Consider the following 25,008-nt stretch of genomic DNA (forward strand, 5'->3'; position numbering starts at 1 on the left):
AGGTCTTGCGTCATGTTTCGTAGACGGTGCTCAGCGAGTCGAAACCCTTGACCTCGATCGGGTTGCCGAAGGGGTCGCAGAAGAACATCGTCCACTGCTGGCCAGGCTGACCGGCAAAGCGCAGCTGCGGCGGCAGCACGAACTCGGTGCCAGCGGCCTGCAAGCGCGCGGCCAGGGCCTGCCAGGCCGGGGTTTCCAGAATCACCCCCAGGTGGGGCATGGGCACCAGCTTGTCGCCCACGTGGCCGGTGGGGGCGGTGGCAAATGGGGTGCCCAGGTGCAGTGAGATCTGGTGGCCGAAGAAATCGAAATCCACCCAGGTGGCGGTGCTGCGCCCTTCGCGGCAGCCCAGCACATCGCCATAAAAGCGACGTGCCGTGTCCAGGTCGGTGACGTTGTAGGCGAGGTGGAACAGGCTTTTCATGGCGCCGGAGGATAGCAGTCCTGGCGCCGGGCTGCGCGGCTTACCCTGCGCGGGCTTTGCCGGGCAGGCGGCGGGCCAGTTCGGGCAGGGCACGTCGACCGGCCTCGTAGCCGGCCTGGATCATTTCGCGCCGCGCCTGGAAGTCGGTGCTGCTGAAGCGGCTGGTGTCGGGCCGGATCACCAGATCGGCCTGCTTCGCCTCCAGCTGGATCAGGGCCCGCCCCATGATCTCGAAGGACTGCAGAATCACTTCGTACAGACCGGCGCCGGTGTTGTTGCGTGGCGGTGTGCTCACGTCCACCGCGATCACGAAGTCGGCCCCCAACTGCCGTGCCTGTTGCACCGGCAAGGGGCTGACGAGCCCGCCATCGACCAGCTCCTGGCCGTTCACGAGGGCGGGCACGAACACGCCGGGGATGGCGAACGACGCCCGCACGGCCAGCCCGGCGTCGCCGCTTTTCAGGGCCAGCAGCTCACCGCTGACCAATTGGGTGGTCACGGCGCAGAAGGGCAGGCGAAAGCGTTCGATGGGCTGTTGGCGCAACTGCTCGTTGACCAGCTTTTGCAGGGCTTCGCCGGCAAACAGGCCGCGTTTGTTGGCGGCGCTGAGGTCGGCCACATCCAGATCACGCACCCTGAGCGCGATCTCTTCGATCTGCCACGGGCTCATGCCGGCGGCATAGCAGGCGCCGACCAGGGCCCCGGCGCTGGTGCCGGCCACTGCGTCGGCCCGGTAGCCGGCCTCGTCCAGGGCCTTCAGCACGCCGATGTGGGCAAAACCGCGCGCGGAGCCCCCACCGAGCGCCAGCGCCACCCGGGGCCCCAGTTGGCCAATGGGCTTGCTGGGCGGGCTGGCGGGTCCCGGTGTCACGGGCCTGAGCGTGGCTTGGGCACTGCGGGCCAGAAACGCCAGGCCCAGCAGGGCAGGCCCCAGGTGGCGCCGTGGCAGGCGATCGATCGAGGGCCGTGTCGTCATGACGCGGCGGCCGGACGAACCAGGCCCTGATCGATCAGGGACTTGAGTCGCTCCCAGGCGGATTCGAAGGCGTTGGGGGCTTCGCCGCGGGTCAGGGTGTCCAGTTGCTCGTCCAGCACCAGCACCTCGACGCGCCGGTTCAGGCGCCGCCCCTCCTCGGTGGCGTTCGAGGCCACCGGTCGTTTGTAGGAATAGGCTTCGGTCTTCAGCCTTGGCTCGGGCACGCCCAGGGTGATCAGTGCGCGCCGCACGGTCTGTGCGCGGGCTTCGGACAAAGCCTGATTGGTGGCGTCCGAGCCGGTGTTGTCGGTGTGGCCCTCCAGCACCACCGGGTGATCGGTCTTGTGCAGCAGCAGGTCGGCCACGCGGCTCAGGTAGGGGCCCGATTCGGCCGGGTTCAGGCTGGCCTGGCCGGTCTCGAAAAGTGCCGTGCCGGGCAGGAAGATCTGCACCCCCCGTGGCGATTGCGCCACGGCCAGCGTGGGGCCGCTGTAGACCATGGGGGCCGGCGGCGTTGGTGTCGGGGCCGGTGGCGGGCTCTGGCAAGCGCTCAGGGCCCATGCAGCGGCCAGCAGCACGGTGTGTCGGAGGGAGGTGGGGCGGGCGTTGAGGGGCATGTCGGCGATGACCGAAGTGAGCAGAGTGGATTATCGAAACACCCTCCGGCTCCCGTGCCGCGCCGCCTCGCAAGTTCCTGCGCTCAGTGTGACATTCCGCGCAGAAAGCCCAAATTGAAAGCAATTGTTTCAACGACACAGCCCCCGGGCCGGAGGGCGACGGGGGCTGTGTCGGGGCCGCGCGGGCTTCAGGCCACGGACGGGTCGGCGGCCAGGTTGTCGAACTTCTTGAAGTACTGGCGGGCCAGGGCCACCAGTTGGGCGTCGGTGGGATGGTCGGCGGCAATCGAGTCGACGATCACGCCAGCAATCGCCTTCTGGTGGCTGTTGCACCAGTCACGGAAGTTGTTGCGGGCCAGGCCGGGGCCGGTCAGCAGCACTTCGCGGGTGCCGGCCAGGGCTTCGGCGATGGTGGCGTAGAAGGCCACGTCATCGGCGGTCTTTCCCTGGTGCTTGTGGTGGCTGCGCGACTTGATGCGCTGGGCTTCCACGTGCTCGCGGTCAAACATCAGCACATGGGCTTCGGAGTGGTCCAGCCAGACGACGGCGTGAAAAGTAGTCATGAGGTCTCTCTTTCTGAGTTGGGTCATTGAATGAAGTGGGTCAGGCACAGGCTGCGCAGGCAGACTCAGTGCGCGTGGTGGTGTTCCAGGGTTTCCTGGCACTGGATGCAACGTTCGGCTTCCGGGGCGGCATGCAGACGCGCGGCCGGGATCTCGACGCCGCAGGCCAGGCATTCGCCGTAATGGCCATCGTCCATGCGCTTCAGGGCGGCATCGATGGCCGCCACTTCGGCGGTTTCGCGCTCGTCCAGTGCAAAAGCCAGTTCGCGCTCGGTGGCCGACTGGGCCCGCGAGTCCTCGGGTTGCGGGGCTCGGGCATCGGCCTGGGCGCGGTCAACCAGGCCGCCGCGTTGCAGGGCCAGTTGCTCGATCAGCGCGGCGCGCTGAGTCAGCAGTTGTTCGCGGAAGGGTTGGGTGAGGTGGGAGTGCATAGGGGCCTTTCTGATCTCTGGTTCGGCCCGGTCTCCTGGGCCATGGCTTCATGATCTGCCGGGTGTGCGGCGCCGTCTTTGATCATGGTCAAGAGCGCGGGTGGGCGCCAATGGGCGTTGTTGAGGTTTGAAGGGCCATGGAGGTGACAGCGAAATCCGCACCGAGGACCGCACAATCTTGGCGATTCCAACCCGCGATCCAGGAGACCAATATGACGAGCCACGCCACCCCGGCACCCGACTACACGCGCTACACCACCCTGTCCATCAGCCGCCGTGGCACCGAGGGGCAGGTGCTGGACATCCAGATGCGAGCCCTCAACGGCAAGCTGCCCACGGCCGGCCACGCAGGCCATCGCGAACTGGCCGAGATCTGGCGCGATGTGTCGGCCGACGAGAGCGTGCGGGTGGCGGTGCTGCGCGGCGAAGCCGGTGGCTTCTCGGGTGGCGGCGATCTGGCCATGGTGCAGGAGATGAGCGAGAACCACGAAACCCGGGTGCGGGTGTGGAAAGAGGCCAGAGACCTGGTTTACAACCTGATCAACTGCGACAAGCCCATCGTCAGTGCCATGCACGGGCCGGCGGTGGGGGCGGGCCTGGTGGCCGGGTTGCTGGCCGATGTGTCGATCGCCGCGCGCAACGCCCGCATTGTGGACGGCCACACCAAGTTGGGCGTGGCGGCAGGGGACCACGCCGCCATCGTCTGGCCCTTGCTGTGCGGCATGGCGCGGGCCAAGTACTACTTGCTGCTGTGCGAGCCCCTGTCGGGCGAAGAGGCTGAGCGCATCGGCCTGGTGTCGCTGGCGGTGGACGAGGCCGAACTGCTGCCCCGCGCCTACGAGGTGGCCGAGCGCCTGGCCGCGGGCAGCCAGAGCGCCATCCGCTGGACCAAGTACGCACTCAACAACTGGTTGCGTCAGGCCGGGCCGACCTTCGACAGCTCGCTGGCGCTTGAATTCCTGGGCTTTGCCGGCCCCGATGTGCGCGAAGGCATCAACGCCTTGCGCGAACGACGCCCGGCACGGTTTTGACGACCCGTCACACCGGGCCGTGGCGGCTTACTTGCGCCGGCTCATCATGAGTTCGGTGTTGGTCTTGCGGTCGGCGTTGATCTTCTGCACGTGGGGGCGCTCACCCATGCGCTTGAGGTAGTCGCGCACCGGCAGATCGGCCAGGTAGTCACGGCCATAGACGATCTTGGTGGCGCCGCTGATCAGCGGCAGGTGCACGATGGCGGTGCAATCGGCCAGGCTGAATTGGTCGCCGGCGATGAAGGGCTGGTCAAAGCGCGCGAGCTTGGCAAAAGCGGCGATGTTCTTCTCCAGCTGGGCGCTGATCTTTTCGCGGGTGCCTTCGCTCACCTGGCCACCAAAAAAGGCCTGCGGATACAGGTTGCGGGCCACCAGCTCCAGATGCAGCTCCAGGTAGGTGATCAGCTCGCGCACCTTGGCCGCGGCAAAGGGGTCGGCCGGCAGCAGGGGGTGGGCCGGGTGGGTCTGTTCGATGTATTCGCAGATCACGGCCGATTCGCTCAGGGCGCCGTGTTCGGTCTTCAGGTAGGGCACCTTGCCCAGCGGGCTGGCTTTCAGGTCCACCTCGCCCACCCAGGCGAGCTCCTCTTCAAAGGGGAGGCCCTTTTCCAGCAGGGCCAGTTTGACCTTGTTGTAATAGTTGCTTGCCGCAAATCCGCACAGTTTCAGCATCGGGGGTCTCCAGTTGATCATTCGTGATGCCGGCGGCGCGGGGCCGTCGGCGCTTGCCATCGTAAAGGCCTGCCAGGGCAGTCGGGCGTCCCGCGCTTGACTTGCTGCAGTGCGACATAATTCAAGCCATGCCGTTCATCCGCCCACGTCAGCTCTTCGCCCAGTCCATGCTGGCTTGGTTTGTGCTGTTCGTCGGCGCGTCGGTGGCGTCGCCGCTGATCCATCCGGTGGATTGGCAGGAGGTCTGCACGTCGAGCGGTGCACGCCGCCTCGTGGCCGGCACCAATCCGGCGGACGAGTCCGATGGCGTCTGGAGTGCCCTGGCCCATACGCTGGACTGCCCGGCCTGTCTGCCCGGCTTGGCCCCGGCGCCAGGGCGGCTCACCTGGGCCATGCCCAGCGGGCCGACAAGCGGCGCTTTGGCCGTGGGCGGGTGGGGCGGGCCTGTGACCCTGGCCGCCAGCGCCCCCCTGCCGGCACGCGGCCCACCCGGACGGAACTGATTCCGCTCCGGACCGGGCCGGCCCTTGGCGTCGGCTTCGGGCTCAGTCATGCATCCCGGGAACGCTTTTTGCCTGTCCCTGGTGTTCGTCTTATCAAGGGGGTCTTGATGACCTGTCAAGAAATTCAGCTGCCCGGCGAGGCCAAGTCCTTGCGCATGGGCGATTCATTGTTGGAAGCCGGGGCGATTGGCCCGGTGTGGCGCGTCACCCGTGGGGTGTTCCGCCTGGAGCGCGTCAGCGACGAGGGCGTGGCCTTTGTCCAGTTGGCCTTGCCGGGGGATCTGCTGGGGGTCGAGGCCTTGTGCAGCGAGCGGTATTCGTTTTCGGCCACCGCCGTGGTCGACAGCGAGGCCGTGCCGCTGGCCCTCGCGGATGACGCGGCCCGGCACCGCGTGCTGGCCGACGCCTTTTTGCAGCAACAGGCCCGCACCGCCGAGGCCGTGCGGCTGCGCAGCGGTACGGTGGCCAGCCGGGTGGACCATTTTCTGACCACGCTGGCGCACGCCACCGGGGTGATCACCCAGCGTGTGCGCGACTGTGATCTGCCCTACCTGCGCGACATTGCCCACATCGTGGATTCGGCGCCCGAGAGCGTGTGCCGGGCCATGGGCGGTCTGGTGGCGCCCCGCACCCGTGCCCGACCGGCGCGGCGCAAGCTGGACTCGGCACTGGCCTGAGTGCCTCAACACGGCCCGAGCTTTACCGCATAATCACCGGCCATGCACATGCTGCGACACGCCCGATACCTTGCCCGCCTGCTGGCGGCCTGGTTTGTGCTGTCGCTGGGCGTGGCCGTGGCGTCGCCCCTGGTGGCGCCGCTCGACATGGAGTTGGTGTGCTCCTCCACCGGCGCCATGAAGGTGCTGGTCAAGTCTGCCGACGGCGGCCAGGCCAGCCAGACCGGCCACACGCTCGACTGCCCGCTGTGCGCTGTGCTGGGGGCTCCGCCTCCGGTGCACACCCTGGTGCTGCCCCCGGTACTGCCGCTGGGCCATGTGCTGCAGAGCATTCCGGCCGCTCGCATCGCGGCCCTCACCGCGGCGCCCCTGCCGCCGCGCGGGCCGCCTGCCCACTCCTGAAATCAGTCCCTCTGCCCAGCCTTCGTCTGCGCTCACCTGGTGAGTGCGTCCGGCGGGTCTTGACCTGTTTTTTCTGGAGTGCCCATGCGCAAAAGCCGCATGGCGTCGGCCCTGGCCGTCGCCTTCCCCCGTGTTTCCTCTTCCGTTGCCGCCCCCGTTCTGACCAGCTTGATGGCCCTGTCCCTGGCGCCCCTGGCCCAGGCGGACGACAACAGCAACACCCCCAGCAAGTCGCTGGGGGTGGTCACCATCAGCAGTGGCCAGCCCAGCTCTCTGCCCACGCAGATCCCCACCACCCTGGAGGGGGCCACCCGTGAGCAGATCGAGACCACCATCAATGCCACCGACAGCGAAGACGCGCTCAAGTACTTCCCCAGCCTGCTGGTGCGCAAACGCTACATCGGCGACTACAACCACGCCATCCTGTCCACCCGGGCCTCGGGCACCGGCAACAGCGCACGCTCCATGGTGTATGCCGACGGCATCCTGCTGTCCAACCTGCTGGGCAATGGGGTCGGCGGCCTGAGCTTTCCGCCGCGCTGGGGCCTGGTGACCCCTGAAGAGATCGAGCGGGTGGACGTGATGTACGGGCCCTTCTCTGCGGCCTACGCGGGCAACTCGGCGGGGGCCGTGGTCGACTACGTGACCCGCATGCCCACGCGATTCGAGGCCCATGTCTCGGCGGGCTTCACCACCCAGCCCTTCGATCTGTACAACACCCAGGACACCTACAAGGCCTGGCAGACCAGCGCCTCCTTGGGCAACAAGAACGGTGACCTGTCGTGGTGGCTCAACTTCAACCACACCGACAGCGACGGCCAGCCCCTGACCTTTGCCACCCGCCTGCTCAGTGCCGGCAGCAGCACCGGCTCGGGCACCGCCGTGACCGGCGCCGTGGCCAACGCCAACAATGCGGGGCAGAAGTGGATCGTGCTGGGCACCGGCACGCAGTACCACACGGTGCAGGACCACGTGAAAGCCAAGCTCGCCTATGACTTCAGCCCCACCGTGCGCGCCAGCTACACCCTGGGTGTGTGGCAGAACAACTCGGTGGGCAGCCCCGTGTCCTACCTGCGCAACGCGGCCGGGCAGACGGTGTACAGCGGGGCCTTCAGCACCGGCGGGCTCAACTACACGGGGTCGCAGGCCCTCACGGGGGCTGACTTTGCGCTGACCCGCCAGACCAGCACGCATTTCATGCATGGCCTGTCCGTCAAGAGCCACACCCAAGGCGAGTGGGACTGGGAGGTGTCCGCCAGTCTGTACGACTACAGCCGCGATCAGTTGCGCCAGAACGCCGCCAGCAACCCGGCCCCGGCGGCCGCCAGCGGCGGCGCCGGCACCCTGGCCGACGGCGGCGGCACCGGCTGGAACACCCTGGCCGCGCGGGGCACCTGGCGCCCGACAGGCCTGCAGGGCGCCCACATCGTCGACTTTGGCGTGCAGCAAGACAGCTACAAGCTCAGCTATGTCACCAGCAGCCTCAGCAACAACTGGCTCAACGATGCCTCGGGCAGCCTGGCTTCGAGCGTGAAGGGCCGCACCCAGCTGCGCAGCCTGTGGGCCCAGGATGTGTGGGCCTTCGCCCCACGCTGGAAGGCCGTGCTCGGTTTGCGCCTGGAAGACTGGACGGCCACCCAGGGCCAGACCGCCTTCTCGGCCAGCAGTGCGCTGGCCTATGCCGAGCGCTCGGTGCAGGCCGCCTCGCCCAAGGCCGCGCTGTCGTGGCAGTGGCTGCCCGACACCGTGCTCAAAGCCTCATTGGGCCGTGCCGTGCGCTTTCCGACCGTGGCCGAGCTGTATGGCGCCACCTCGACCACCAACTCGCAGTACATCAACGATCCGAACCTGAAGCCCGAGCGCTCCTGGACCGCCGAGCTCAGTGCCGAAAAAGACCTGGGCAATGCCCTGGCGCGCCTGACCTGGTTTGCCGAGACCACCCGCGACGCGCTGTACTCGCAGACCGTCTACGACGCCACCGCGAACAAGAACATCAGCCGCGTGCAGAACGTGGGCCGCATCGACACCCAGGGCCTGGAGGCGGCCTTCAATGGCCAGGGTGTCGGTTGGCGCCAGCTGGACGTGCTGGGCAGCGTGACCTATGCGCACTCCATCATCAAAGAGAACGCCGGTTACGTCAGCACCCCGGGCGATACCCTGGGTCGCCAGCAGCCCAACATCCCGCGCTGGCGTGCCACGGCCCAGGCCACCTGGCATTTCAACCCGCAGTGGAGCGCCAGCCTGGGCGCCCGTTACAGCGGCACCCAGTACCGCACGCTCAACAACGCCGACACCAATGGCTTCACCTACATGGGCGTGAGCCGCTACTTCACCACCGACCTGCGGGTGCTGTGGCGCATCGACAAGACCCTGACGGCGTCGTTCGGCATCGACAACCTGAACAACTACCAGTACTGGAACTTCCACCCTTACCCGCAGCGCAGCTACCAGGCCAATCTGCGGGCTGATTTCTGAAAGCGCATCGCATGTTCAAAGCTACTTTCCTCCTGGCCGCGCTGGGCCTGACCGTCGGGCTGAGCGCTGGCGCGCAAGCCCATGTCACGCTGGAGCAGCCCCAGGCCGTCGCCGGCAGTGCCTACAAGGCCGTTTTCAAGGTGGGCCATGCCTGTGGTGAAGGGCAATCCACCACGGCCATCACCGTGCGCGTGCCCGAGGGCTTTCGCGGGGCCCAGCCGGTGCCCAAGGCCGGCTGGACCCTGCGCGTGCAGCGAGCGGCGCTGGCCCAGCCGTATGAAGCCCACGGCCGCGTGGTCAAGGACGACGTGGTCGAGGTGCGCTGGCAGGCTCAGGGGCCCGACAACGCCTTGCCCGGTGCCTACTATGATGAGTTTGTATTGCGTGGCACGCCGGCCGGCCCGGCCGGGCCGCTGTGGTTCAAGGTGCTGCAGGGATGCGACGGTGGCCAGGCCGATTGGGCCGAGGTGCCTGCGGCGGGCAGCGCCACACGGGGCCTGAAAGCCCCGGCGGCCCTGCTGGAGGTACTGCCGCCAGCCCCGGCCCTGACCTCGACAGCCCCAGTCGCTCCCGCAGCCCCGGTGGCCCCGGCCGCCCACGTTCATTGATTTCATCGCCAGAAAGAACCCCATGCAAAAAGCATTCATGACCTTGATCGCCGCCGCCAGCCTCGCGCTGACCACCTTGCCTGCCAGCGCCCAGGTGGTGCAGGTGCAGGGCGCCTGGGCCCGCGCCAGCGTGCCGGGCCAGAAGGCCACCGGTGCCTTCATGACCCTCACCGCCCCTGCCGGGGCCACCCTGGTGGGCGTCAGTTCGCCGGCGGCCGGTGTGGCAGAGGTGCACGAGATGAAGATGGAGGGCGACGTGATGAAGATGCGCGCCCTGCCGTCGCTGGCCTTGCCGGCAGGTCAGGCGGTCGAACTCAAGCCCGGCGGCTACCACGTCATGCTGCTGGACCTCAAGGCTCCGCTGGCCAAGGACAGCCAGGTGCCCCTGACCTTGAAGCTGCGCGACGCCAAGGGCGCCGAAAGCCAGCTCGACATCAGCGTGCCCGTGTCGGCGGTTCCACCCATGGGTGACATGAGCGGCCACCAGCACCACCAGCATTGAGGCGGTGGGCGCCGGCTGATACCCGGTGTCTTTGCTGCAACCAAAGGCAAGCCTTGTGTGCAGCGCACCGATCAAGTGCAAGTCCGCCTGTTCCAGCGGCGGGTCATCCGGTAAGCTGCGGCCATCGATCTCATTTTCAGAAGATGGAGCAGACATGACGGACACCACCCCCTTCGGCTTCGGCAAACTTGTGCCGGGTTTCGACTTCCTGCAGAACCTGGCCAGCTCGGCCGTCAAAGGGGCGCAGCAAGGCCTGCCCAACATGCCCAGTCTTTCGAGCTGGGTGGCCCCCACCCTGAGTGTCGAAGAGATCGAAAAGCGCATCGGCGAACTCAAGGCCGTTCAGTTCTGGCTGGATCAGAACGCCCGTGCCCTGGCCGCCACCATCCAGGCCCTGGAAGTCCAGAAAATGACCCTGGCCACCCTGAAGGGCATGAACTTCAGCATGGGCGATGTGGCCAAGGCCTTCCAGGTCAAGACGGCCGACATGGTGTCGGAGATGCAGAAGGCGTCGGCCAACCTCGCCGCTGCCGCGACCGCCGCCACCTCGGCCGCGGCCCCCGCACCGGCCCCGACGCCGGCACCGCCGCCTGCGCCTGAACCCGAGCCTGCTTCCGCGCCGGCTCAAGCCCAGGCAGATGGCAGCGCCGCCCCAGGCGTGGTCGACCCGCTGCAGTGGTGGGGTGCCCTCACCCAGCAGTTCCAGCAGATCGCCACCGATGCCATCAAGGACACGGCCGTGGCCCAGGCCCTGGACAGCACTCGGAACCTGGCCACCGGCCTGGCGCGTGAGGCCCTCAAGACCACGGCCGAAGCCGTGAGTGCCGGAGTCAAGGCCGCCAAGGCGGCCAAGGCCAGGGCCACCCCCGAAGCCAAGGCGCCCGCTTCGCCCAAGGCGGCGGCCAAAAAGGCACCGGCTGCCCGCAAAGCCCCTGCGGCCAAAAAAGCCCCTGCGGCCAAGAAGGCGGCGCCACGCCGCGCCGCCTGAGGCCGGGCTGGCCCGGTTCAACCGGGCCAGATTGCACTTGACGGGGTTTTGACGCGGCAGAATGGGGGCACGCAGAAGCGGAGTCCTCATGTCACTTTTTCCTCATGGCCACGCCACCCATCCCCAGTGGCGCATGGCAGCCGGCCTGGTACTGGCCCAGTTGCGGGCCCAGATGGCCTTGCCCGGTTATGCGCACAACCCCACGCTGGGCCTGCTCTACATCACCGACCATTACGCCGCCGAGGCCCAGGACCTGCTGGATTTCCTGTCGGCCGAGCTGCCTGAAATCAACGACTGGGCCGGCACCGTGGGCATCGGGGTGGCCGCCAACAACGCTGAATACTTTGACGAGCCCGCCCTGTCCCTGATGCTGTGCGACATCCCGGCTCACCAGTACCGGGTGTTTTCAGGGGTGGCCCCGCTGGGCCTGGGCTTTCAGGCGCATACCGCGCTGGTGCATGCCGACGCTGGCACGCCCGATGTGGCCGAGCTGATTGCCGAGATGGCCGGCCGCACCGACACTGGCTACCTGTTCGGCGGCCTGTCGGCCAGTCGCCACGGCAACGTGCAATTTGCCATCGGCGGTGACGGCAACATCCGTGGCCATGGCGCGGCACGGGGCGTGTTTCGCGGCGGGCTCAGCGGGGTGGCCTTCACTGAAGAGGTGTCGCTGATCTCGCGCGTGACCCAGGGCTGCCTGCCGGTGGCGCCGGTGCACGAGGTCACGGCCGCCGACGGCCATGTGGTGCTGGCCCTGGATGGCGAGCCGGCGCTGGCTGTGCTGCTGCGCGATCTGCGCGTCACGCTCGACCTGGATGGCCCGCAACGCAGCCCCGCCCTGCAGCAGGCCCTGGAGGTCTTGCGCTCCACTCTGGTGGGGCTGAGTGCGGCCGGCGACGACAGCCTGGACCGGCATGGCCGCTTCGGCACCGACGTGTTGGTGCGTCACATCATCGGGCTCGACCCGGCACGCCAGGGGGTGGCCGTGGCGCACCCGCTGCAGGTGGGCATGCGCCTGGCGTTCTGCCGCCGCGACGTGCAGGCGGCCCGTGCCGACCTGATGCGCATCTGCGCTGAGATCCGAGAAGAGCTGGAGCCCGAGATGCTCTCGGCCGACCAGGCCTCGGCCCTGTCGTCGGGCTTGCCCGAATCCGGGCCGGTGGCCGGGCGCCGCATGGCCGGAGCGGTGTATGTGAGTTGCTCGGGGCGGGGCGGCCCGCATTTCGGCGGCCCCAGTGCCGAGCTGCAGATCGTGCGCCATGCCTTGGGCGACGTGCCCCTGGTGGGGTTTTTTGCGGGCGGCGAGATCGCCCGCCACCACCTTTATGGTTACACCGGAGTGCTGACGGTGTTCACCACCGAGGATTGACCGGTCGCCGTCGGCACCCTCTCGTCCGGGGGACCGTCCGGGATGTCGTCCGGGGTCTCCGACAGGCTCTGGCTGCGTGCATGGGCAATCAGCAGGTCGAACAGTTCGCCCAGCCGGGCCTGGTCCGATTCGGACAGGGCGCCGAAGATGGCCTGGTTGCGCCGTTCGATCACTTCCATCGTGCGGCGCCATTGCAGACGGCCGGCCTCGGTCAGGCTCAGCACCACGCCCCGGCCGTCGGTGGGACTGGCCTGCTTGAGCACCAGCCCTTGATCAACCAGCGACTGCGCGGCCCGGCTGGCCTGACCCTTGTTCAGGTTGGCCCGGTGCGCCAGATCGTTCACCGACAGCGGCTCGAAGGCCCCGATCGAGGCCAGGCAGCGCCCGTCACTCAAGGGCAGGCCGGCCTCGGCCAGGTAGGCGCGCTGGCTCTCCAGGTCGGTCAGTTTGTGCAGCAGGTGCAGCCGGTAGGTCAGGGTGCGCTCCAGCGGCATGGCAGGCATGGCTTCGCGCTGCGCTGCGGTGGAGGATGAGGGGGTGTTCGCCATAGGGGTAAGTCTACCCACGGCCCAGCCCGGACAGGCCCTGGCTTTGGTCCACAATCGTGGCCAGACCTTTTGGGGTCTGGTGTGGGGGCCGCCTGCAGGCGGGGCCGTTTGCCCGCCCATTGACCAGCCCATTTGTCAGCCCATTTGTCAGCCTGTTCACCAGCCCGTTCCTTGTCGGTGTGCCATGTCCGAATCCCTCCAGACTGCCTTCCCTTCTTCATCATCACGCCGCCGCTGGCTGGGCGGTGCCGCGGGCCTTTGCTTGCTGGGAGGCTGGCAGTCTCCGGCCTGGGCCGAGCCTCGCGTGTTGCCCGGTTATGCGGCCTGGAAAGACGCCGCCGCGCTGGAGGAGCACAGCCACCTCGCGCTGGAAACCCGGCGCAGCGCCATGGGCAGCAGCGTCATCACGCCGGCCAGTCAGCTGTTTGTGCGCAGCCATCTGGCGCCCCCCGAATCACGCATCCTCAGTGATCGAGATGCCTGGGTGCTGCAGACCGCCGGCCTGAAGCACGCGCGCGACATCACCCTGGGCGAGCTGCGCGATCTGGGCCTGGAGACGGTCGCCACGGTGCTGCAATCGGCGGGCAATGGCCGGGCGTTTTTCCCGGGCAAGGTCAACGGCTTGCCCTGGGGCGTGGGCGCCGCGGGCTGCGTGGTCTGGAGCGGTGTGCCGCTGCGCCGGGTGGTCAGTGCCCTGGGCGGGCTGCTGCCCGAGGCCCGCTACATCACGGGCACCGGGGCCGAGGTGCTGCCCGAGGGCATTGACCCCTTGAACCTGGTGGCCGAGCGTTCGGTGCCCCTGCGCGCGCTCGACGAGGCCCTGTTGGCCTGGGAGATGAATGGCGAGCCGCTGCCCCTGGCCCACGGCGGCCCGCTGCGCCTCATCGTGCCCGGCTACTACGCCGAGAACCAGATCAAGTACATCCGCCGCCTGGCCTTCACCGAGCAGGAGAGCACGGCCCGCATGATGGCGCGCGATTACCGCCTTACCCCCGCCGGTGCCGAGCCTGGGCCGGGCGACGCGCCGCTGTGGGAGATGGACCTCAAGTCCTGGATCAACAGCCCCGCCCCGGGGGGGCGAGCCCTCAAGCCCGGGCTGGTGCGCGTGCTGGGCGTGGCCTTTGGGGGCACCCGAGCCGTGCGCCAGGTCGAGGTGTCGGTCGATGGCGGCCAGCGCTGGGGCGTGGCCCAGTTTTCCGGCCCCGACCTGGGCCGCTTTGCCTGGCGCCAGTTCGTCTTCGAGACCGAACTGCGCAGCGGCAGCCACGTGCTGGTCTGCCGCGTCACCGATGACGAGGGCCGCGAGCAGCCACGCCTGCGCATCGACAACGCGGGCGGCTTTGCCAACAACAGCTGGCTCGATCACGCCGTCAAGGTGCAGGTGGCTTGAGTGGCTGGAGGCGTCGCAGCGCGCTGAAGGCCTCGAACTCCCAGCTGCGCTGGGCCAGCAGCAAGGTGTAACCCTCGCGCTGGCTTTCAGGCAGCTTCTGGTCGGCCAGGTGCTGTTGGGCAAAATCCTGCGCCACGCGCTGCAGCCGTTCCATGAACATCGGGGCCAGGCTGCGACTGATGCTGCCGTGCACCAGCAGCAGCCCCTCGTCCGGCCCCGAGAATGCCCCCGAAAAATAGTCCAGCAGGGCATGCTCGCGGAAGTAATTCATCACCGGCCCGTGCGGGCGCCAGCGGAAGGTCTTGGCCAGCTTCAGGCGGTAACGGTTCAGCGGGCGCAGCTCGATGATGCCCACGCGGTCCAACTGCAGCAGGGCTTTCACCGCCTCGGCCTCGCTGAGTCGGTAGGTCTGGGTGATTTGTTCCAGCGTCCATTGGCTCAGCACGCAGATGGCGCACAGCAGCAGTTTTTTGTCGGCCACCACGGCTCGCTCCTGCGCTTCGGTCATCTGGGCCAGCAGGGGCTGGGCATCGGCCACCCGGCGCGCCAGTTCGGCAAAGTCGAGTCGCAGCGCGCGGCAGATGGCATCGATGCGCGACAAGGACAGGTCGCCCTTGGCCAGCATGCGCTTCACGCTCGATTCGGCCATGCCCAGGGCCCGGGCCAGGTCGGCATAGGTCATCTGCGCGGATTTGAGTTCCTGCTTCAGGATGCGGATCAGGTCGGCGGTGCTGCTCATGGAAGCCTGGAAGGTAATGGGTATTGAAAAATGGTACCAAAAGTGGATTTTTGGCATTCAAGTGCCAAAAACGGGTGATCGCACGCACCGTTTGCGGACACTCCGGTCTCAGGTCATCGGGCCTGCCTGCCTCTAAACTCGGCCCACCGTTGATTTCTGTCACACCATGAACACTTCCGTCCAGGACGCTCACTCTGAGCACCCCAATCAGTTTGCCCTGCTGCGCCAGCGTCGGTTCGCCCCCTTTTTCTGGACTCAGTTCTGTGGCGCTGCCAACGACAACCTGTTCAAGTTCGCTTTCACGGTGATGGTCACCTACCAGCTGCAGGTCAGCTGGTTGCCGGCCTCGCTGGCCGGGCTGGTGATCGGGGCCTTGTTCATCCTGCCGTATGTGCTGTTCTCGGCCACCTCGGGCCAGTTGGCCGACAAGTGGGACAAGACGCGGCTGATCCGCCTGGTCAAGTCGCTCGAGATCGCGATCATGCTGATCGCCGCCTGGGGCTTTGTCAGCGGCCTGGTGCCGGTGCTGCTGCTGTGCACCTTTCTGATGGGGCTGCACAGCACCTTGTTCGGCCCGGTCAAGTTCGCCTACATGCCCCAGGTGCTGAGTGAGCGCGAGCTCACCGGAGGCAACGGCATGGTCGAGATGGGCACTTTCGTGGCCATTCTGCTGGGCCAGGTGGCGGGCGGGCTGCTGGTGGCCGTGCCGGCCGTGGGGCATGCCGAGGTGGCCGTGGCCTGCGTGCTGCTGGCCCTGCTGGGGCGCGGCGTGGCGCAGGCGATCCCGGCCACACCGGCCACCGATCCGGGGCTGAAGATCAACTGGAACCCGGTCAGCGAGACCTGGCGCAATCTGCGCCTGGCGCGCGAGAACGTGGTGGTGTTCCGCTCGCTGCTGGGCATCAGCTGGATGTGGTTTTTCGGCGCCGTGTTCCTGAGCCAGTTCCCCAGCTTTGCCAAAGAAGTGCTGCACGGCGATGAAAAGGTGGCCTCGCTGCTGCTGGTGGTGTTCTCGGTGGGCATCGGCATCGGTTCGCTGCTGTGCGAGGTGCTGTCGCGGCGCCACGTCGAGATCGGCCTGGTGCCCTTGGGCGCCATCGGCATGAGCGTGTTCGCCATCGACCTGTACTTCGCCTCGCGCGGTCTGCCACCGGCCGAGCAGATGGGCCTGGCGGCCTTCGTGGCCCAGCCCGCGCACTGGCATGTGATGGCCGACCTGCTGCTGCTGAGCCTGTTTGCGGGCCTGTACAGCGTGCCCATGTACGCCCTGATCCAGATGCGCAGCCAGCCCACCCACCGGGCTCGCATCATTGCGGCCAACAACATCCTCAACGCCCTGTTCATGATCGGCAGCTCGGTGATCGCCGGCGCCTTGCTGGGGGCGGGCTTCAGCATCCCGCAGGTGTTTCTGTTCGTGGGCCTGGCCAATGCGGTGGTGGCCGGCTACATCTTTCTGCTGGTGCCCGAATACCTGCTGCGCTTCGTGGCCTGGGTCATGTCGCGCTTTGTGTACCGGTTCAAGGTGCGCGGCGATGAGCACCTGCCGGTGGCGGGGGCCGCGGTGCTGGCCTGCAACCACGTGAGCTTTGTTGATGCCGTGCTGCTGATGGCGGCCAGCCCGCGCCCGATCTACTTCCTGATGGACCACCGCATCTTCAGTGCGCCGCTGTTGGGCACGCTGTTCCGCCTGGCCAAAGCCATCCCGATCGCGCCGCAGAAGGAGGACCCCGCCGCCTACGAGGCCGCTTTCGATCGCGCCGCCCAGGTGCTGCGCGAGGGCGATCTGCTGGCCATCTTCCCCGAGGGCGGCATCACCCGCGACGGGCAGTTGCAGCCCTTCAAGGGCGGCATCGTGAAGATTCTGCAGCGCGCCCAGGCCGACGGCCTGAGCGTGCCGGTGTTGCCCATGGCCCTGACGAATCTGTGGGGCTCGTACTTCAGCCGCATCGAGCAGGGTGGCGCCATGGTGCGCCCCTTCCGGCGCGGCCTGTTCAACCGGGTCGGGCTGGAGGTGGGCGCGCCGGTGGCGGCGGCCGGCCTCAGCCCCGAGGGCCTGCGCGAGCAGGTGGCTGCCCTGCTCGCACGCGGGGACTGAGGCTCAGTCTTCTACCGAGAAGCTCAGGCCCGCATGGGCCTGCAAGCGCGCGATCAGCTTGTCGCCCATGGCCGAGGCCGGGGTCCAGATGCCGCCTGGGGTGGCGGCGCTGTCCAGCAGCAGGCAGGCGGCGGCCTCGCTGATCATCTTGGAGGTCGAGCCATAGCCCGGGTCGCGGTCGCCCTTCACGCCCACTTTCAAGCTGTGACCGGCGCTGTCCTGGCCCAGGAAAAGCACGTCGTAGTAGCCAGCCTCGCGCTCTTCGCGTGAAGGGCCTTCACCCGGCTTCGGGCCTTCGTCCGAGCCCATCGACTTGTCGCTGGCCACGGCCTGGGCGATGGCCTGGCCTTTTTCGCCAGCCCCGGTGACCAGCATCTCGTCGTAGACGAAGTCCTGGCCGTAGGCATGCTGCAGCAGGAAGTTGGAGCGGTGCACATTGCGGGTGTTGATGGCCGCCATCACAAAGGGGGCCACCCACAGGCCCAGGGCCTCGTCGAGCTCGGGCTTGTTGCCCGAGGGCTGGCGCGGGCCCTCAAAGCCCGGTGTCAGCGAGAAGGGGTTGCGCAACAGGGCCAACACGCCGGGGTCGCTGGCGGCGGCGGCCATGGTGGCTTTCAGGCTGGCGGCGGTGCCGCCCGAGAAGGTGCCTTTCATCTTGCGCACCCGGCCACGCACGCGCTGGGCGGCCTGGCCGAAGCGGGCCTTCATCTCGGTCTGCAGCAACAGCACGCCCAGGTCGAAGGGGATGGAGTCGAAGCCGCAGGAGAACACGATGCGGGCACCGCTGGCGCGGGCCTGGGCCTCGTGGGCGTCGATCATGTGGCGCATCCAGGCGGGCTCGCCACACAGGTCCACATAGTCCACCCCGGCCTGGGCGCAGGCGGCGACCAGCTCGTTGCCGTACAGCTGGTAAGGGCCGACCGTGGTCAGCACCAGGCGGGTCTGTGCCATCAGGGCCTGCAGGCTGGCGGGGTCGGCACTGTCGGTCACCACCAGCGGGGTGTCGGCGGGGGCGCCCAGCTCGTCGCGCACCGCGGCCAGCTTGGCGGCGCTGCGTCCGCCCATGGCCCAGCGCAGGCCGCTGCCGGCGGGGTATTGGCGCAACAGGTACTCGACCACCAGACGGCCGGTGAAACCCGTGGCGCCGTGCACCACGATGTCAAAGGGTTTGCTCATGAGGGCTCCTTGAAAAACCGTTGTTGCGCTGCGGCGCAGCACAAAGGCCGCGATTTTGGAGCCCGACGGCGCGGGGCGCTGTCGCCCAGGTTCAGCCGGCCTGGGCAATGGCCGAGAAGGCCTCCGCGCCCAGCTTGCGGCCCTGCTTGTCGACCACGCTGCTCAGGGCCTTGAAGGCGCTGGCCTGCAGGGCGTCTGGCAGGCGCACAAAGCTCAGGCCTTCGACCACCGAGTCGCCCTTGAGCAGGGCCCACATCAGAAAGCGCAGCGCCCGCGCGGTGTCGGCCGGCTGGCCGCTCACCCGTGGCAACAGCACGAAGGTGCCCATGGTGATCGGCCACACCCCAGGCCCCGGCAGGTTGGCCAGGCTGGCGTGGAAGTTGCCCTTGGCGGCCCAGTCGCTGGTGCGCAGGGCGGCCTTGAAACCGGCCACCCCGGCCGTCGCAAACTCACCGGCGGCATTGCGCAACAGCACCGGGCTCAGGCCATTGGCGCCCACGTAGTTGAAGTCGACATAGCCGAGGGCGCCAGCGGTGTCCTGCACCGCGCGCACCACGCCGTCGCTGCCTTTGGCACCCGTCACGTGCTCACCCCAGGGCAGGCTGGTCTTGACCCCCAGGCGTTCTTTCCAGGTCGGGCTCAGGCGGGCCAGGTAGTCGGCCACATACCAGGTGGTGCCCGAGCCGTCGCTGCGGCCCACTGGGCGAATCACCAGGTCGGGCAGGTTCAGGTCGGGGTTCAGGGCGGCAATCTCGGGCGCCGACCAGCGGGTGATGCTGCCCAGGTAGATCTGTGCCAGCACCTCGCCGGTCAGGCGCAGCCGGCCCCGGGGAACGCGAGGCAGGTTCACCACCGGCACCGCCCCGGTCACGAAGGAGGGCACCAGCACCAGTTGATCCCGGTTCAGTTCGGCTTCCGGTGGCGCCACATCCGAGGCGCCAAAGGCCACCTCCTGGGCGCGGATCTTCTTCAGCCCGGCCGACGAGCCACTGGCCTCGTACTGCAGCAGCACATCCTGCGTTTTGCCGTAAGCCGCCGCCCAGGCGCGGTACAGCGGGGCCGCGGCGGACGAGCCCGCCCCGGTCAGGGTCTCGGCGGCCCGGGCCGGGCCCCAGGCCGCGGCCAGCAGCAGCGACAGGGTGGCGCGGCGGCTCAGGGCGGGGGGCGGGGCGTTGTTCAGGAAGGGCTGGGCGGGGTGTCGGTTCATGGCGCAGTCGGGCAACAAGCGCGCGATGATACGGGCGATGTGTGACAAATTTCACAGAAAAAGCCGTCTGATCCGGGGCATTTCAGCAAGAGACATGCATCGAAAGGAGCGAGCCGTCTATGAGCAAGCGCCTTGAGGCCATTCCTCATTTCGAGACCGAGGTGCAGAAGCGCGAATACTGGGCGTCGCATGACTCCAGCCCGCACCGGGGTTGGTCACTGGCCAGCCGGGCCGTTCTGCCGAATCTGAAGCCCACGACTTAGGGCCTGCCCCCGCATTTGCTGGACTCGCTCAAGGTGGCGGCGAAGGCCCGGGATGTGCCCTATCAATCCCTGATCAAGGTCTGGCTGCAGGAAACGCTGCAGGAGCCGTGAGCCTCACGGCTCACCCCGCCAGCGCCACCCCCAGCCTGATCAGCGAGGCATCCGAGCCCACCGGCCCGATCAGCGACACGCCCAGCGGGGCGTCGGCCTGGGCCTGGCGGGCCAGCGGCAGCGAGACCTGGGGCAGGCCGCCCAGCCCGGCCACGCACAGCATGTGGATGGCGCGGTTGCGGTAGTCCTCCAGGGCCGACTCAGGCTCGCTGCGCAGGGGGGCCACATCGGGCATGGTGGGCAGCAGCAGCACGCCGTCGGGCCCCAGCAAAGCCCGCATGTGGGCCTGGAAACGGCGGCGAAAGGCTTCGGCCTCGGTCACCTGGGCATCCGTCACCTGGCGCGACCAGGCAAAGCGCTCGGCCACGCCCGGGCCCAGCGGCGGGGCGTAGCGTTCGATCAGCGGGCCATCGGTCATCCAGGCCTCGCGGCCCTGGAGGTAGCGGAAGTTCCAGTACATGGCGTCGAACGAGTCCAGCATCACCGGGCAGGCTGCGGCCGGCCCCCACAGGGCTTCGGCCCGGGCCAGCACTGGTTGCACGGCGGCCACGGCGGCCACCTGGGCAAAGGCCCACAGGTCCTCCGGTTTCAGCAGTCGGGGGCGGGCAGGCAGGGCCGTGCTGTCTTCGCCCAGCAGCACCTCGGCCACGCGCGAGAAGGTCAGCGGGTCGCGGGCAAAGAAGCCGCAGGTGTCGAAGCTGGGCGCCAGGTCCAGGGCGCCGGCCAGCGAGATGCGGCCGTGGCTGGGGCGCAGGCCGTACAGCCCGCAGTGGCTGGCCGGGGCGCGCACCGAGCCCCCGGTGTCCGTGCCCAGGGCAAAGTCGACCAGTCGGGACGACACGGCCGAGGCCGAGCCCGAGGACGAACCGCCCGTGATGCGCTCCGGCGCCGCCCCGTTGAGGGGGGCGCCGAAGTGCGCATTGTTGCCATTCATGGAGAAGGCCAGTTCGTCGGTGACGGTCTTGCCGGCAAAGGCCGCCCCGGCGTCCAGCAGGCGCTGCACCGTGGGGGCCGTGCGGGTCTTCAGCCCCGACAGGGCCAGCACGATCGGGTTGCCGCCGCCCGTGGAGTAGCCGGCCACGTCGAACAGGTCTTTCACTCCGAAGCGCAGGCCCGACAGGGGGCCGGTGCCCGCGTTCGGCACCGGGGCGTCGGGGTAGGGAACAAAAGCGTGCGCAGGGTCATGCAGAGGCATGGGTGTCTCCAACAGGGGGGGCGGGCTGGGGGGCAGCGGCCCGTTCAGGCAGCTGCCCATGGAAGCAGCGTACCGTGTGATCGGCATGGACGGACTCCACCGGGGGCTGGCTGCCGCGGCACAGCTCGCTGGCGCGCGGGCAACGCTCGGCAAACGAGCAGCCCGGGGGCAGCCGGGCCAGATCGGGGGGCGAGCCGCTGATGGTCTGCAGGCGCTGGCCGGGCACCATGGCGCCGTGCGAGCGGCTGCCCAGCAAGGCCTGGGTGTAGGGGTGGCGCGGGGCCCGGATCAGCTCGCGCACCGAACCCTCTTCGACAATGCGCCCGCCGTACATCACGGCCACGCGGTCGGCCACTTCGACGGCCGCCCCGATGTCGTGGGTGACAAAGATCACCGACAGGCCCAGCTCGCGCTGCAACTCGCGCAGCAGCAGCAGGATCTGGATCTGCACCGTGGCATCCAGCGCGGTGGTGGGCTCGTCGGCCAGCAGCACCTGGGGTTTGCAGGCCAGGGCCAGGGCGATCATGGCGCGCTGGCGCATGCCGCCCGACATCTCGTGCGGGTAGGCCTGCAGCCGGCGGGCCGGACTGGGGATGCGCACCTGCTCGAACAGGGCCAGGGCGCGCCGTTCGGCCTCGGCGCGGCTCACGGGTTCGTGGCGGCGGATGGCCTCGACGATCTGCCGGCCCAGGGGGTACACCGGGTCGAGTGCCAGCAGCGGCTCCTGGAAGATCATCGAGGTGGTCTTGCCGCGGTAGTCGTTGAGCTCGCGCGGGCTCAGCGCCAGCACATCGCGCCCGTCCACCAGCACCTTGCCGCGCATCTGGGTGCGGCGCTCGGGGTGCAGGCGCAGCAGGGTGCGCAGGGTCACGCTCTTGCCCGAGCCCGATTCGCCGATCAAGGCCATCACCTGGCCTCGGGCCACATTCAGCGTCACGCCGCTGACCGCCTGCACCGGCAGCTTGCCGCCGGTGAAGGTCACACACAGGTCCTCGATCTGCACCAGGGGGGTGGGGTGGAGGCTGTTCATGCCAGGGCCTCTTGAGCGCCTTGGGGGCGCAACAGATTGCTCGGGTCGTGCAGCGAACGGTTCAGGGCATCGGGGTGTTCGCTGCCACGCTCATGCACCAGGCAGCGCACCTGGTGCAGCGGGCTCACGCTGCTGGGGATGGGGGCCTGGCGGGCGCAGGCCGGTGCGGCCATCGGGCAGCGCGGGTGAAAGCGGCAGCCGCCCGGCGGGTCGATCGGGTTGGGTGGGTCGCCGCTGAGGGCCGGGGCCTCGGTGCGGTGGTCCGGGTCCATCGAGGGCACGGATGACAGCAGGGCGCGGGTGTAGGGGTGGGCCGGTTCGTCGAACAGGGCGCCTGCGGGGCCCACTTCCACCACCTCGCCCAGGTACATCACCAGCACCCGGTCGCTCATGTAGCGCACCACGTTCAGGTCGTGGCTGATGAAGACATAGGTCAGGCCGAACTCGGCCTTCAGGTCCAGCAGCAGGTTCAGCACCTGGCTTTCCACCGACTTGTCCAGGGCCGACACCGCCTCGTCCAGGATCAGCAGGCGTGGGCGCAGTGCCAGGGCCCGGGCAATGTTGACGCGTTGGCGCTGGCCGCCCGACAGCTCATGCGGGTAGCGCCCGGCAAAGCGGGCCGGCTCCAGGCCCACGCGGGCCAGCAGGTCGTGCGCCCGGCTCATGGCCTCGGCGGCCGGCACCCCGTGCACCCGGGGGCCGAAGGCGATCGAGTCCTCCAGGGTCAGGCGTGGGTTGAGCGAGGCATAACTGTCCTGGAACACCATCTGCACCTGGCGGCGGAACTCTTTGAGCGGCAGGTCACGGCTGCCCACGGTGCGCCCGTCGAACACGATCTGACCGGCGGTGGGTTCCAGCAACTGCATCAACAGCCGGGCGGTGGTCGACTTGCCGCAGCCCGATTCGCCCACCACGCCCAGGGTCTCGCCCTTGAGCACCTCGAAGTTCACGCCGTCGACGGCGCGCACCTCGCCACGGCGGCGGCCCAGCAGGCCGCCCTTGAGGGGAAAGTGCTTGACCAGGCCGCGGATGGTCAGCAACGGCTGGGCCGGGCCGCCCACGTCCACCACGCTCAGCGGCGCCTCTGGCCCGGTCTTGGGGAGTGGATGCCAGGTGCTCATGCGGTCCCCTTGTTGTCCATGGCCGAACGCAGGCCGTCCGACAGCAGGTTGAAGCTCACCGAGGTGATGAAGATCATCACCCCGGGCAGCGCCGCCACGGCGGGCTGGGAATAGATGGCCGTGCGCAGGGTGTTCAGCATCAGGCCCCACTCCGGCTCGGGCGGCTTCACGCCCAGGCCCAGAAAGCTCAGGCCGCTGGCCAGGATCATCGAGACCGAGATCAGGCTGGTCGAGTACACAAAGATCGGCCCCAGCACATTGCCCAGCACGTGCACCCGCACGATGGTGAAGGCGCTGGCCCCCGAGGCCCGGGCCGCATCCACGTAGTCGCGGTTGCGCACCTGGGTGGTCACGGCCTCGGCCACGCGGGCGATCTGCGGCACGAACACCACGGTCAGCGCCACGAGCGAGTTCAGGATGCCCGCCCCCAGGGCGCCGGACAGCGCGATTGCCAGCAGCACCGAAGGGAAGGCATAGAACACATCGATGGTGCGCATGATCACGGTGTTCACAGGCCCGCCGGCGTAGCCTGCCACCAGGCCGATCAGCGAGCCGAACACAAAGGCGCACAGCACCGGGGCCAGGCCCATGAACAGTGACAGGCGGGCACCGATGATCAGGCGCGACATCAGGTCGCGCCCCAGCTCATCGGTGCCCAGCAGAAAGCCCGGGGTGCCGATGGGCTTGAGCCGCTTGAGCATCGAGGCCGCGTAGGGGTCGGCCGGGGTGATCCAGGGGCCCAGGGCGGCCATCAGCAACAGCAGCAGCACCACTGCGCCGGCGGTCATGGCCACGCGGTCGCGCAGCAGCCTTTGCAACACCGATTGCCAGTAGCCCGGCGAGGTCTGCGCGGTCACGGGCAGGGTGCGCCGGCGGGGGGCCAGGGTTGAAGACATGGGGCGCTTTCTCCGAGTCAAGGGGGTCTGTCAGGCCCGTGCGATGCGCGGGTCGAGCAGGGTTTGCAACAGGTCCACGATCAGGTTCAGCAGCACGAAGAACAGGGCCAGCACCAGGATGGTTCCCTGCAGCAAGGGCAGGTCGCGCTGGAAGATGGCCGAATTCAGCAGAAAGCCGGTGCCGGGCCAGGAGAACACGGTCTCGATCAGGATCGAGCCGCCCAGCAGGTAGCCCAGCTGCAGGCCCATCACCGCCAGCGCGGTGGGGGCGGCGTTTTTCAGCAAGTGGCGGAACACCCCGAACTGGGTCAGGCCACGGGCACGCAGGCCGACGATGAACTCCTGCTCCAGGATCTCGGCCACCAGGGCACGCACAGTGCGCGAGATGATGCCCATCGGGATCACCGACATGGTCACGGCCGGCAGCACCAGGAACTGCAGGTGCTCCCAGTCCCAGGCCCAGCCCTCCGAGCCCGAGGGGCCGGCGCCGGTGGCGGGCAGCCACATCAGGCTCGACGAGAAGACGATGACCATCACCATGCCCAGCCAGTAGTGCGGCACGCTCACGCCCAGCACCGACAGCAGCGAGGCCAGCTTGTCGACCCAGGAGTTGCGGAAGAAGCCCGCCACAAAGCCGAACAGGCTGCCCAGGACGAAGCCGATGGCGGTGGCCACCACGGCCAGGCGCAGGGTGTTGCCCACCGCCTTCATCACCTCGGCAGCCACCGGCCGGCCGGTGGCAATCGAGGTGCCCAGGTCGCCCTGGGCGGCCCGCCACAGCCACAGCCCGAACTGCTCGGGGTAGCTGCGATCGAAGCCATACAGCTGGCGCATCTGGGCGGCCAGCTCGGCCGAGGCGTCGGGCGGCAGGATGGACACCAGCGGGTCACCCGGCGCCAGGTGCACCAGGGCGAAGCACACCAGGGACACGCCCAGCATGATGGGCAGGGCGTAGCTCAGGCGACGCAGCAGGTAGGTGAACATGGTGCGGTCCCGGTG

Annotated in this window: 28 protein-coding genes; 13 read left to right on the forward strand and 15 right to left on the reverse strand. The window is 68.4% G+C overall.

All coding sequences use genetic code 11. The features are described 5' to 3' along the window. Positions 1–10: 10 nt before the first annotated feature. The 5 genes from AC07VS_RS05155 to AC07VS_RS05175 all read right to left on the reverse strand — a co-directional run bounded on the left by AC07VS_RS05155 (position 11) and on the right by AC07VS_RS05175 (position 3,011). Positions 11–424, reverse strand: coding sequence for a VOC family protein (locus AC07VS_RS05155; RefSeq protein WP_494657907.1), 414 nt, complete (start codon positions 422–424; stop codon positions 11–13). 40 nt (positions 425–464) lie between these two features. Beyond that, a complete protein-coding gene (locus AC07VS_RS05160; RefSeq protein ID WP_494750352.1) occupies positions 465–1,400 on the reverse strand; it encodes a patatin-like phospholipase family protein in 936 nt (311 codons plus the stop codon). Next, positions 1,397–2,017 carry an OmpA family protein gene (locus tag AC07VS_RS05165; protein WP_494657905.1) on the reverse strand — a complete coding sequence of 207 codons (621 nt, stop codon included), beginning with the start codon at positions 2,015–2,017 and terminating at the stop codon, positions 1,397–1,399. Before AC07VS_RS05165 ends, AC07VS_RS05160 begins: the two co-directional genes overlap by 4 nt. 188 nt (positions 2,018–2,205) lie before the next feature. Beyond that, a complete protein-coding gene (locus AC07VS_RS05170) occupies positions 2,206–2,580 on the reverse strand; it encodes a hypothetical protein (RefSeq protein WP_492350490.1) in 375 nt (124 codons plus the stop codon). A gap of 65 nt (positions 2,581–2,645) precedes the next feature. After that, positions 2,646–3,011 (reverse strand): TraR/DksA family transcriptional regulator, encoded by a 366-nt coding sequence (locus AC07VS_RS05175; protein ID WP_492350491.1) that lies wholly within the window; start codon positions 3,009–3,011, stop codon positions 2,646–2,648. A 212-nt stretch (positions 3,012–3,223) separates the two neighbouring features. Between AC07VS_RS05175 and AC07VS_RS05180 the strand changes: the two genes are divergently transcribed. After that, positions 3,224–4,042 carry an enoyl-CoA hydratase/isomerase family protein gene (locus AC07VS_RS05180; RefSeq protein WP_492350492.1) on the forward strand — a complete coding sequence of 273 codons (819 nt, stop codon included), beginning with the start codon at positions 3,224–3,226 and terminating at the stop codon, positions 4,040–4,042. 27 nt (positions 4,043–4,069) lie between these two features. Here the strand turns inward: AC07VS_RS05180 and AC07VS_RS05185 are convergent, their stop codons facing one another. Next, positions 4,070–4,714: a glutathione S-transferase gene (locus AC07VS_RS05185; protein ID WP_494657903.1), complete on the reverse strand. Its 645-nt coding sequence runs from the start codon at positions 4,712–4,714 to the stop codon at positions 4,070–4,072. Between the two features lie 128 nt (positions 4,715–4,842). Between AC07VS_RS05185 and AC07VS_RS05190 the strand changes: the two genes are divergently transcribed. The 8 genes from AC07VS_RS05190 to AC07VS_RS05225 all read left to right on the forward strand — a co-directional run bounded on the left by AC07VS_RS05190 (position 4,843) and on the right by AC07VS_RS05225 (position 12,238). Then, positions 4,843–5,217: a hypothetical protein gene (locus AC07VS_RS05190; RefSeq protein WP_494657902.1), complete on the forward strand. Its 375-nt coding sequence runs from the start codon at positions 4,843–4,845 to the stop codon at positions 5,215–5,217. 107 nt (positions 5,218–5,324) lie between these two features. After that, positions 5,325–5,894: a Crp/Fnr family transcriptional regulator gene (locus AC07VS_RS05195; protein ID WP_492350495.1), complete on the forward strand. Its 570-nt coding sequence runs from the start codon at positions 5,325–5,327 to the stop codon at positions 5,892–5,894. A gap of 42 nt (positions 5,895–5,936) precedes the next feature. Continuing rightward, complete coding sequence (locus tag AC07VS_RS05200) at positions 5,937–6,296, forward strand: DUF2946 family protein (RefSeq protein ID WP_492350496.1); 360 nt, start codon at positions 5,937–5,939, stop codon at positions 6,294–6,296. 84 nt (positions 6,297–6,380) lie between these two features. Then, complete coding sequence (locus AC07VS_RS05205; protein ID WP_494750353.1) at positions 6,381–8,771, forward strand: TonB-dependent receptor; 2,391 nt, start codon at positions 6,381–6,383, stop codon at positions 8,769–8,771. An 11-nt stretch (positions 8,772–8,782) separates the two neighbouring features. After that, positions 8,783–9,379, forward strand: a complete 597-nt coding sequence (locus AC07VS_RS05210; protein WP_492350498.1) for a YcnI family copper-binding membrane protein — start codon at positions 8,783–8,785, stop codon at positions 9,377–9,379. Between the two features lie 22 nt (positions 9,380–9,401). Continuing rightward, the gene (locus tag AC07VS_RS05215; RefSeq protein ID WP_494657900.1) at positions 9,402–9,881 is read left to right on the forward strand and encodes a copper chaperone PCu(A)C; all 480 of its coding nucleotides are present in this window, start codon (positions 9,402–9,404) and stop codon (positions 9,879–9,881) included. Between the two features lie 154 nt (positions 9,882–10,035). Next, positions 10,036–10,869: a PhaM family polyhydroxyalkanoate granule multifunctional regulatory protein gene (locus AC07VS_RS05220; RefSeq protein ID WP_492350500.1), complete on the forward strand. Its 834-nt coding sequence runs from the start codon at positions 10,036–10,038 to the stop codon at positions 10,867–10,869. A gap of 88 nt (positions 10,870–10,957) precedes the next feature. After that, entirely contained in the window at positions 10,958–12,238 is a 1,281-nt protein-coding gene (locus AC07VS_RS05225) for an FIST signal transduction protein (RefSeq protein WP_492350501.1), read from the forward strand. Here AC07VS_RS05225 and AC07VS_RS05230 read toward each other — a convergent pair. Continuing rightward, positions 12,199–12,786 carry a MarR family winged helix-turn-helix transcriptional regulator gene (locus tag AC07VS_RS05230; RefSeq protein ID WP_494750354.1) on the reverse strand — a complete coding sequence of 196 codons (588 nt, stop codon included), beginning with the start codon at positions 12,784–12,786 and terminating at the stop codon, positions 12,199–12,201. The two genes, AC07VS_RS05225 and AC07VS_RS05230, sit on opposite strands and share 40 nt — an antisense overlap. A gap of 184 nt (positions 12,787–12,970) precedes the next feature. Between AC07VS_RS05230 and AC07VS_RS05235 the strand changes: the two genes are divergently transcribed. Further along, complete coding sequence (locus AC07VS_RS05235; protein ID WP_494750355.1) at positions 12,971–14,176, forward strand: sulfite oxidase; 1,206 nt, start codon at positions 12,971–12,973, stop codon at positions 14,174–14,176. Here the strand turns inward: AC07VS_RS05235 and AC07VS_RS05240 are convergent. After that, positions 14,157–14,915: a helix-turn-helix domain-containing protein gene (locus AC07VS_RS05240; RefSeq protein ID WP_492350503.1), complete on the reverse strand. Its 759-nt coding sequence runs from the start codon at positions 14,913–14,915 to the stop codon at positions 14,157–14,159. The genes AC07VS_RS05235 and AC07VS_RS05240 overlap by 20 nt on opposite strands. 166 nt (positions 14,916–15,081) lie before the next feature. Between AC07VS_RS05240 and AC07VS_RS05245 the strand changes: the two genes are divergently transcribed. Further along, positions 15,082–17,010, forward strand: coding sequence for an MFS transporter (locus AC07VS_RS05245; RefSeq protein WP_494657896.1), 1,929 nt, complete (start codon positions 15,082–15,084; stop codon positions 17,008–17,010). Positions 17,011–17,013: 3 nt separating this feature from the next. Here AC07VS_RS05245 and AC07VS_RS05250 read toward each other — a convergent pair whose 3' ends face one another. Both AC07VS_RS05250 and pstS read right to left on the reverse strand, forming a co-directional pair. Further along, complete coding sequence (locus AC07VS_RS05250) at positions 17,014–18,186, reverse strand: saccharopine dehydrogenase family protein (protein WP_494657895.1); 1,173 nt, start codon at positions 18,184–18,186, stop codon at positions 17,014–17,016. A gap of 91 nt (positions 18,187–18,277) precedes the next feature. Beyond that, positions 18,278–19,393, reverse strand: coding sequence for a phosphate ABC transporter substrate-binding protein PstS (gene pstS, locus AC07VS_RS05255; RefSeq protein WP_494750356.1), 1,116 nt, complete (start codon positions 19,391–19,393; stop codon positions 18,278–18,280). A 119-nt stretch (positions 19,394–19,512) separates the two neighbouring features. Here pstS and AC07VS_RS05260 point away from each other — a divergent pair, with 119 nt between their 5' ends. Further along, positions 19,513–19,656 (forward strand): hypothetical protein, encoded by a 144-nt coding sequence (locus AC07VS_RS05260; RefSeq protein ID WP_494750357.1) that lies wholly within the window; start codon positions 19,513–19,515, stop codon positions 19,654–19,656. Positions 19,657–19,671: 15 nt separating this feature from the next. Continuing rightward, positions 19,672–19,767: a CopG family antitoxin gene (locus AC07VS_RS05265; RefSeq protein WP_494750358.1), complete on the forward strand. Its 96-nt coding sequence runs from the start codon at positions 19,672–19,674 to the stop codon at positions 19,765–19,767. Positions 19,768–19,777: 10 nt separating this feature from the next. Here the strand turns inward: AC07VS_RS05265 and AC07VS_RS05270 are convergent, their stop codons facing one another. The 5 genes from AC07VS_RS05270 to AC07VS_RS05290 are packed head-to-tail and all read right to left on the reverse strand — an operon-like array spanning position 19,778 to position 24,993. After that, positions 19,778–20,962, reverse strand: coding sequence for an amidase (locus AC07VS_RS05270; protein WP_494750359.1), 1,185 nt, complete (start codon positions 20,960–20,962; stop codon positions 19,778–19,780). Continuing rightward, the gene (locus AC07VS_RS05275; protein WP_494750360.1) at positions 20,949–21,992 is read right to left on the reverse strand and encodes an ABC transporter ATP-binding protein; all 1,044 of its coding nucleotides are present in this window, start codon (positions 21,990–21,992) and stop codon (positions 20,949–20,951) included. Before AC07VS_RS05275 ends, AC07VS_RS05270 begins: the two co-directional genes overlap by 14 nt. After that, complete coding sequence (locus AC07VS_RS05280; RefSeq protein WP_494750361.1) at positions 21,989–23,113, reverse strand: ABC transporter ATP-binding protein; 1,125 nt, start codon at positions 23,111–23,113, stop codon at positions 21,989–21,991. Before AC07VS_RS05280 ends, AC07VS_RS05275 begins: the two co-directional genes overlap by 4 nt. Next, positions 23,110–24,009, reverse strand: coding sequence for an ABC transporter permease (locus AC07VS_RS05285; RefSeq protein WP_494750362.1), 900 nt, complete (start codon positions 24,007–24,009; stop codon positions 23,110–23,112). Before AC07VS_RS05285 ends, AC07VS_RS05280 begins: the two co-directional genes overlap by 4 nt. A gap of 30 nt (positions 24,010–24,039) precedes the next feature. Continuing rightward, a complete protein-coding gene (locus AC07VS_RS05290; RefSeq protein ID WP_492350513.1) occupies positions 24,040–24,993 on the reverse strand; it encodes an ABC transporter permease in 954 nt (317 codons plus the stop codon). Positions 24,994–25,008: the final 15 nt, after the last annotated feature.

Source organism: Curvibacter sp. GW821-FHT01G03 (genome assembly GCF_059422285.1).

What these genes read in the sequence shown, in the direction of transcription:
- AC07VS_RS05160 (WP_494750352.1), bottom strand. Translation starts at nt 1,400, where the DNA reads ATGACGACACGGCCCTCGATCGATCGCCTGCCACGGCGCCACCTGGGG.
- AC07VS_RS05245 (WP_494657896.1), top strand. Translation starts at nt 15,082, where the DNA reads ATGAACACTTCCGTCCAGGACGCTCACTCTGAGCACCCCAATCAGTTT.
- AC07VS_RS05285 (WP_494750362.1), bottom strand. Translation starts at nt 24,009, where the DNA reads ATGTCTTCAACCCTGGCCCCCCGCCGGCGCACCCTGCCCGTGACCGCG.
- AC07VS_RS05275 (WP_494750360.1), bottom strand. Translation starts at nt 21,992, where the DNA reads ATGAACAGCCTCCACCCCACCCCCCTGGTGCAGATCGAGGACCTGTGT.
- AC07VS_RS05280 (WP_494750361.1), bottom strand. Translation starts at nt 23,113, where the DNA reads ATGAGCACCTGGCATCCACTCCCCAAGACCGGGCCAGAGGCGCCGCTG.
- AC07VS_RS05290 (WP_492350513.1), bottom strand. Translation starts at nt 24,993, where the DNA reads ATGTTCACCTACCTGCTGCGTCGCCTGAGCTACGCCCTGCCCATCATG.
- AC07VS_RS05240 (WP_492350503.1), bottom strand. Translation starts at nt 14,915, where the DNA reads ATGAGCAGCACCGCCGACCTGATCCGCATCCTGAAGCAGGAACTCAAA.
- AC07VS_RS05270 (WP_494750359.1), bottom strand. Translation starts at nt 20,962, where the DNA reads ATGCCTCTGCATGACCCTGCGCACGCTTTTGTTCCCTACCCCGACGCC.
- AC07VS_RS05220 (WP_492350500.1), top strand. Translation starts at nt 10,036, where the DNA reads ATGACGGACACCACCCCCTTCGGCTTCGGCAAACTTGTGCCGGGTTTC.
- AC07VS_RS05210 (WP_492350498.1), top strand. Translation starts at nt 8,783, where the DNA reads ATGTTCAAAGCTACTTTCCTCCTGGCCGCGCTGGGCCTGACCGTCGGG.
- AC07VS_RS05230 (WP_494750354.1), bottom strand. Translation starts at nt 12,786, where the DNA reads ATGGCGAACACCCCCTCATCCTCCACCGCAGCGCAGCGCGAAGCCATG.
- AC07VS_RS05175 (WP_492350491.1), bottom strand. Translation starts at nt 3,011, where the DNA reads ATGCACTCCCACCTCACCCAACCCTTCCGCGAACAACTGCTGACTCAG.
- AC07VS_RS05185 (WP_494657903.1), bottom strand. Translation starts at nt 4,714, where the DNA reads ATGCTGAAACTGTGCGGATTTGCGGCAAGCAACTATTACAACAAGGTC.
- AC07VS_RS05225 (WP_492350501.1), top strand. Translation starts at nt 10,958, where the DNA reads ATGTCACTTTTTCCTCATGGCCACGCCACCCATCCCCAGTGGCGCATG.
- AC07VS_RS05200 (WP_492350496.1), top strand. Translation starts at nt 5,937, where the DNA reads ATGCACATGCTGCGACACGCCCGATACCTTGCCCGCCTGCTGGCGGCC.
- AC07VS_RS05215 (WP_494657900.1), top strand. Translation starts at nt 9,402, where the DNA reads ATGCAAAAAGCATTCATGACCTTGATCGCCGCCGCCAGCCTCGCGCTG.
- pstS (WP_494750356.1), bottom strand. Translation starts at nt 19,393, where the DNA reads ATGAACCGACACCCCGCCCAGCCCTTCCTGAACAACGCCCCGCCCCCC.
- AC07VS_RS05205 (WP_494750353.1), top strand. Translation starts at nt 6,381, where the DNA reads ATGCGCAAAAGCCGCATGGCGTCGGCCCTGGCCGTCGCCTTCCCCCGT.
- AC07VS_RS05190 (WP_494657902.1), top strand. Translation starts at nt 4,843, where the DNA reads ATGCCGTTCATCCGCCCACGTCAGCTCTTCGCCCAGTCCATGCTGGCT.
- AC07VS_RS05260 (WP_494750357.1), top strand. Translation starts at nt 19,513, where the DNA reads ATGAGCAAGCGCCTTGAGGCCATTCCTCATTTCGAGACCGAGGTGCAG.
- AC07VS_RS05180 (WP_492350492.1), top strand. Translation starts at nt 3,224, where the DNA reads ATGACGAGCCACGCCACCCCGGCACCCGACTACACGCGCTACACCACC.
- AC07VS_RS05235 (WP_494750355.1), top strand. Translation starts at nt 12,971, where the DNA reads ATGTCCGAATCCCTCCAGACTGCCTTCCCTTCTTCATCATCACGCCGC.
- AC07VS_RS05170 (WP_492350490.1), bottom strand. Translation starts at nt 2,580, where the DNA reads ATGACTACTTTTCACGCCGTCGTCTGGCTGGACCACTCCGAAGCCCAT.
- AC07VS_RS05195 (WP_492350495.1), top strand. Translation starts at nt 5,325, where the DNA reads ATGACCTGTCAAGAAATTCAGCTGCCCGGCGAGGCCAAGTCCTTGCGC.
- AC07VS_RS05165 (WP_494657905.1), bottom strand. Translation starts at nt 2,017, where the DNA reads ATGCCCCTCAACGCCCGCCCCACCTCCCTCCGACACACCGTGCTGCTG.
- AC07VS_RS05250 (WP_494657895.1), bottom strand. Translation starts at nt 18,186, where the DNA reads ATGAGCAAACCCTTTGACATCGTGGTGCACGGCGCCACGGGTTTCACC.
- AC07VS_RS05155 (WP_494657907.1), bottom strand. Translation starts at nt 424, where the DNA reads ATGAAAAGCCTGTTCCACCTCGCCTACAACGTCACCGACCTGGACACG.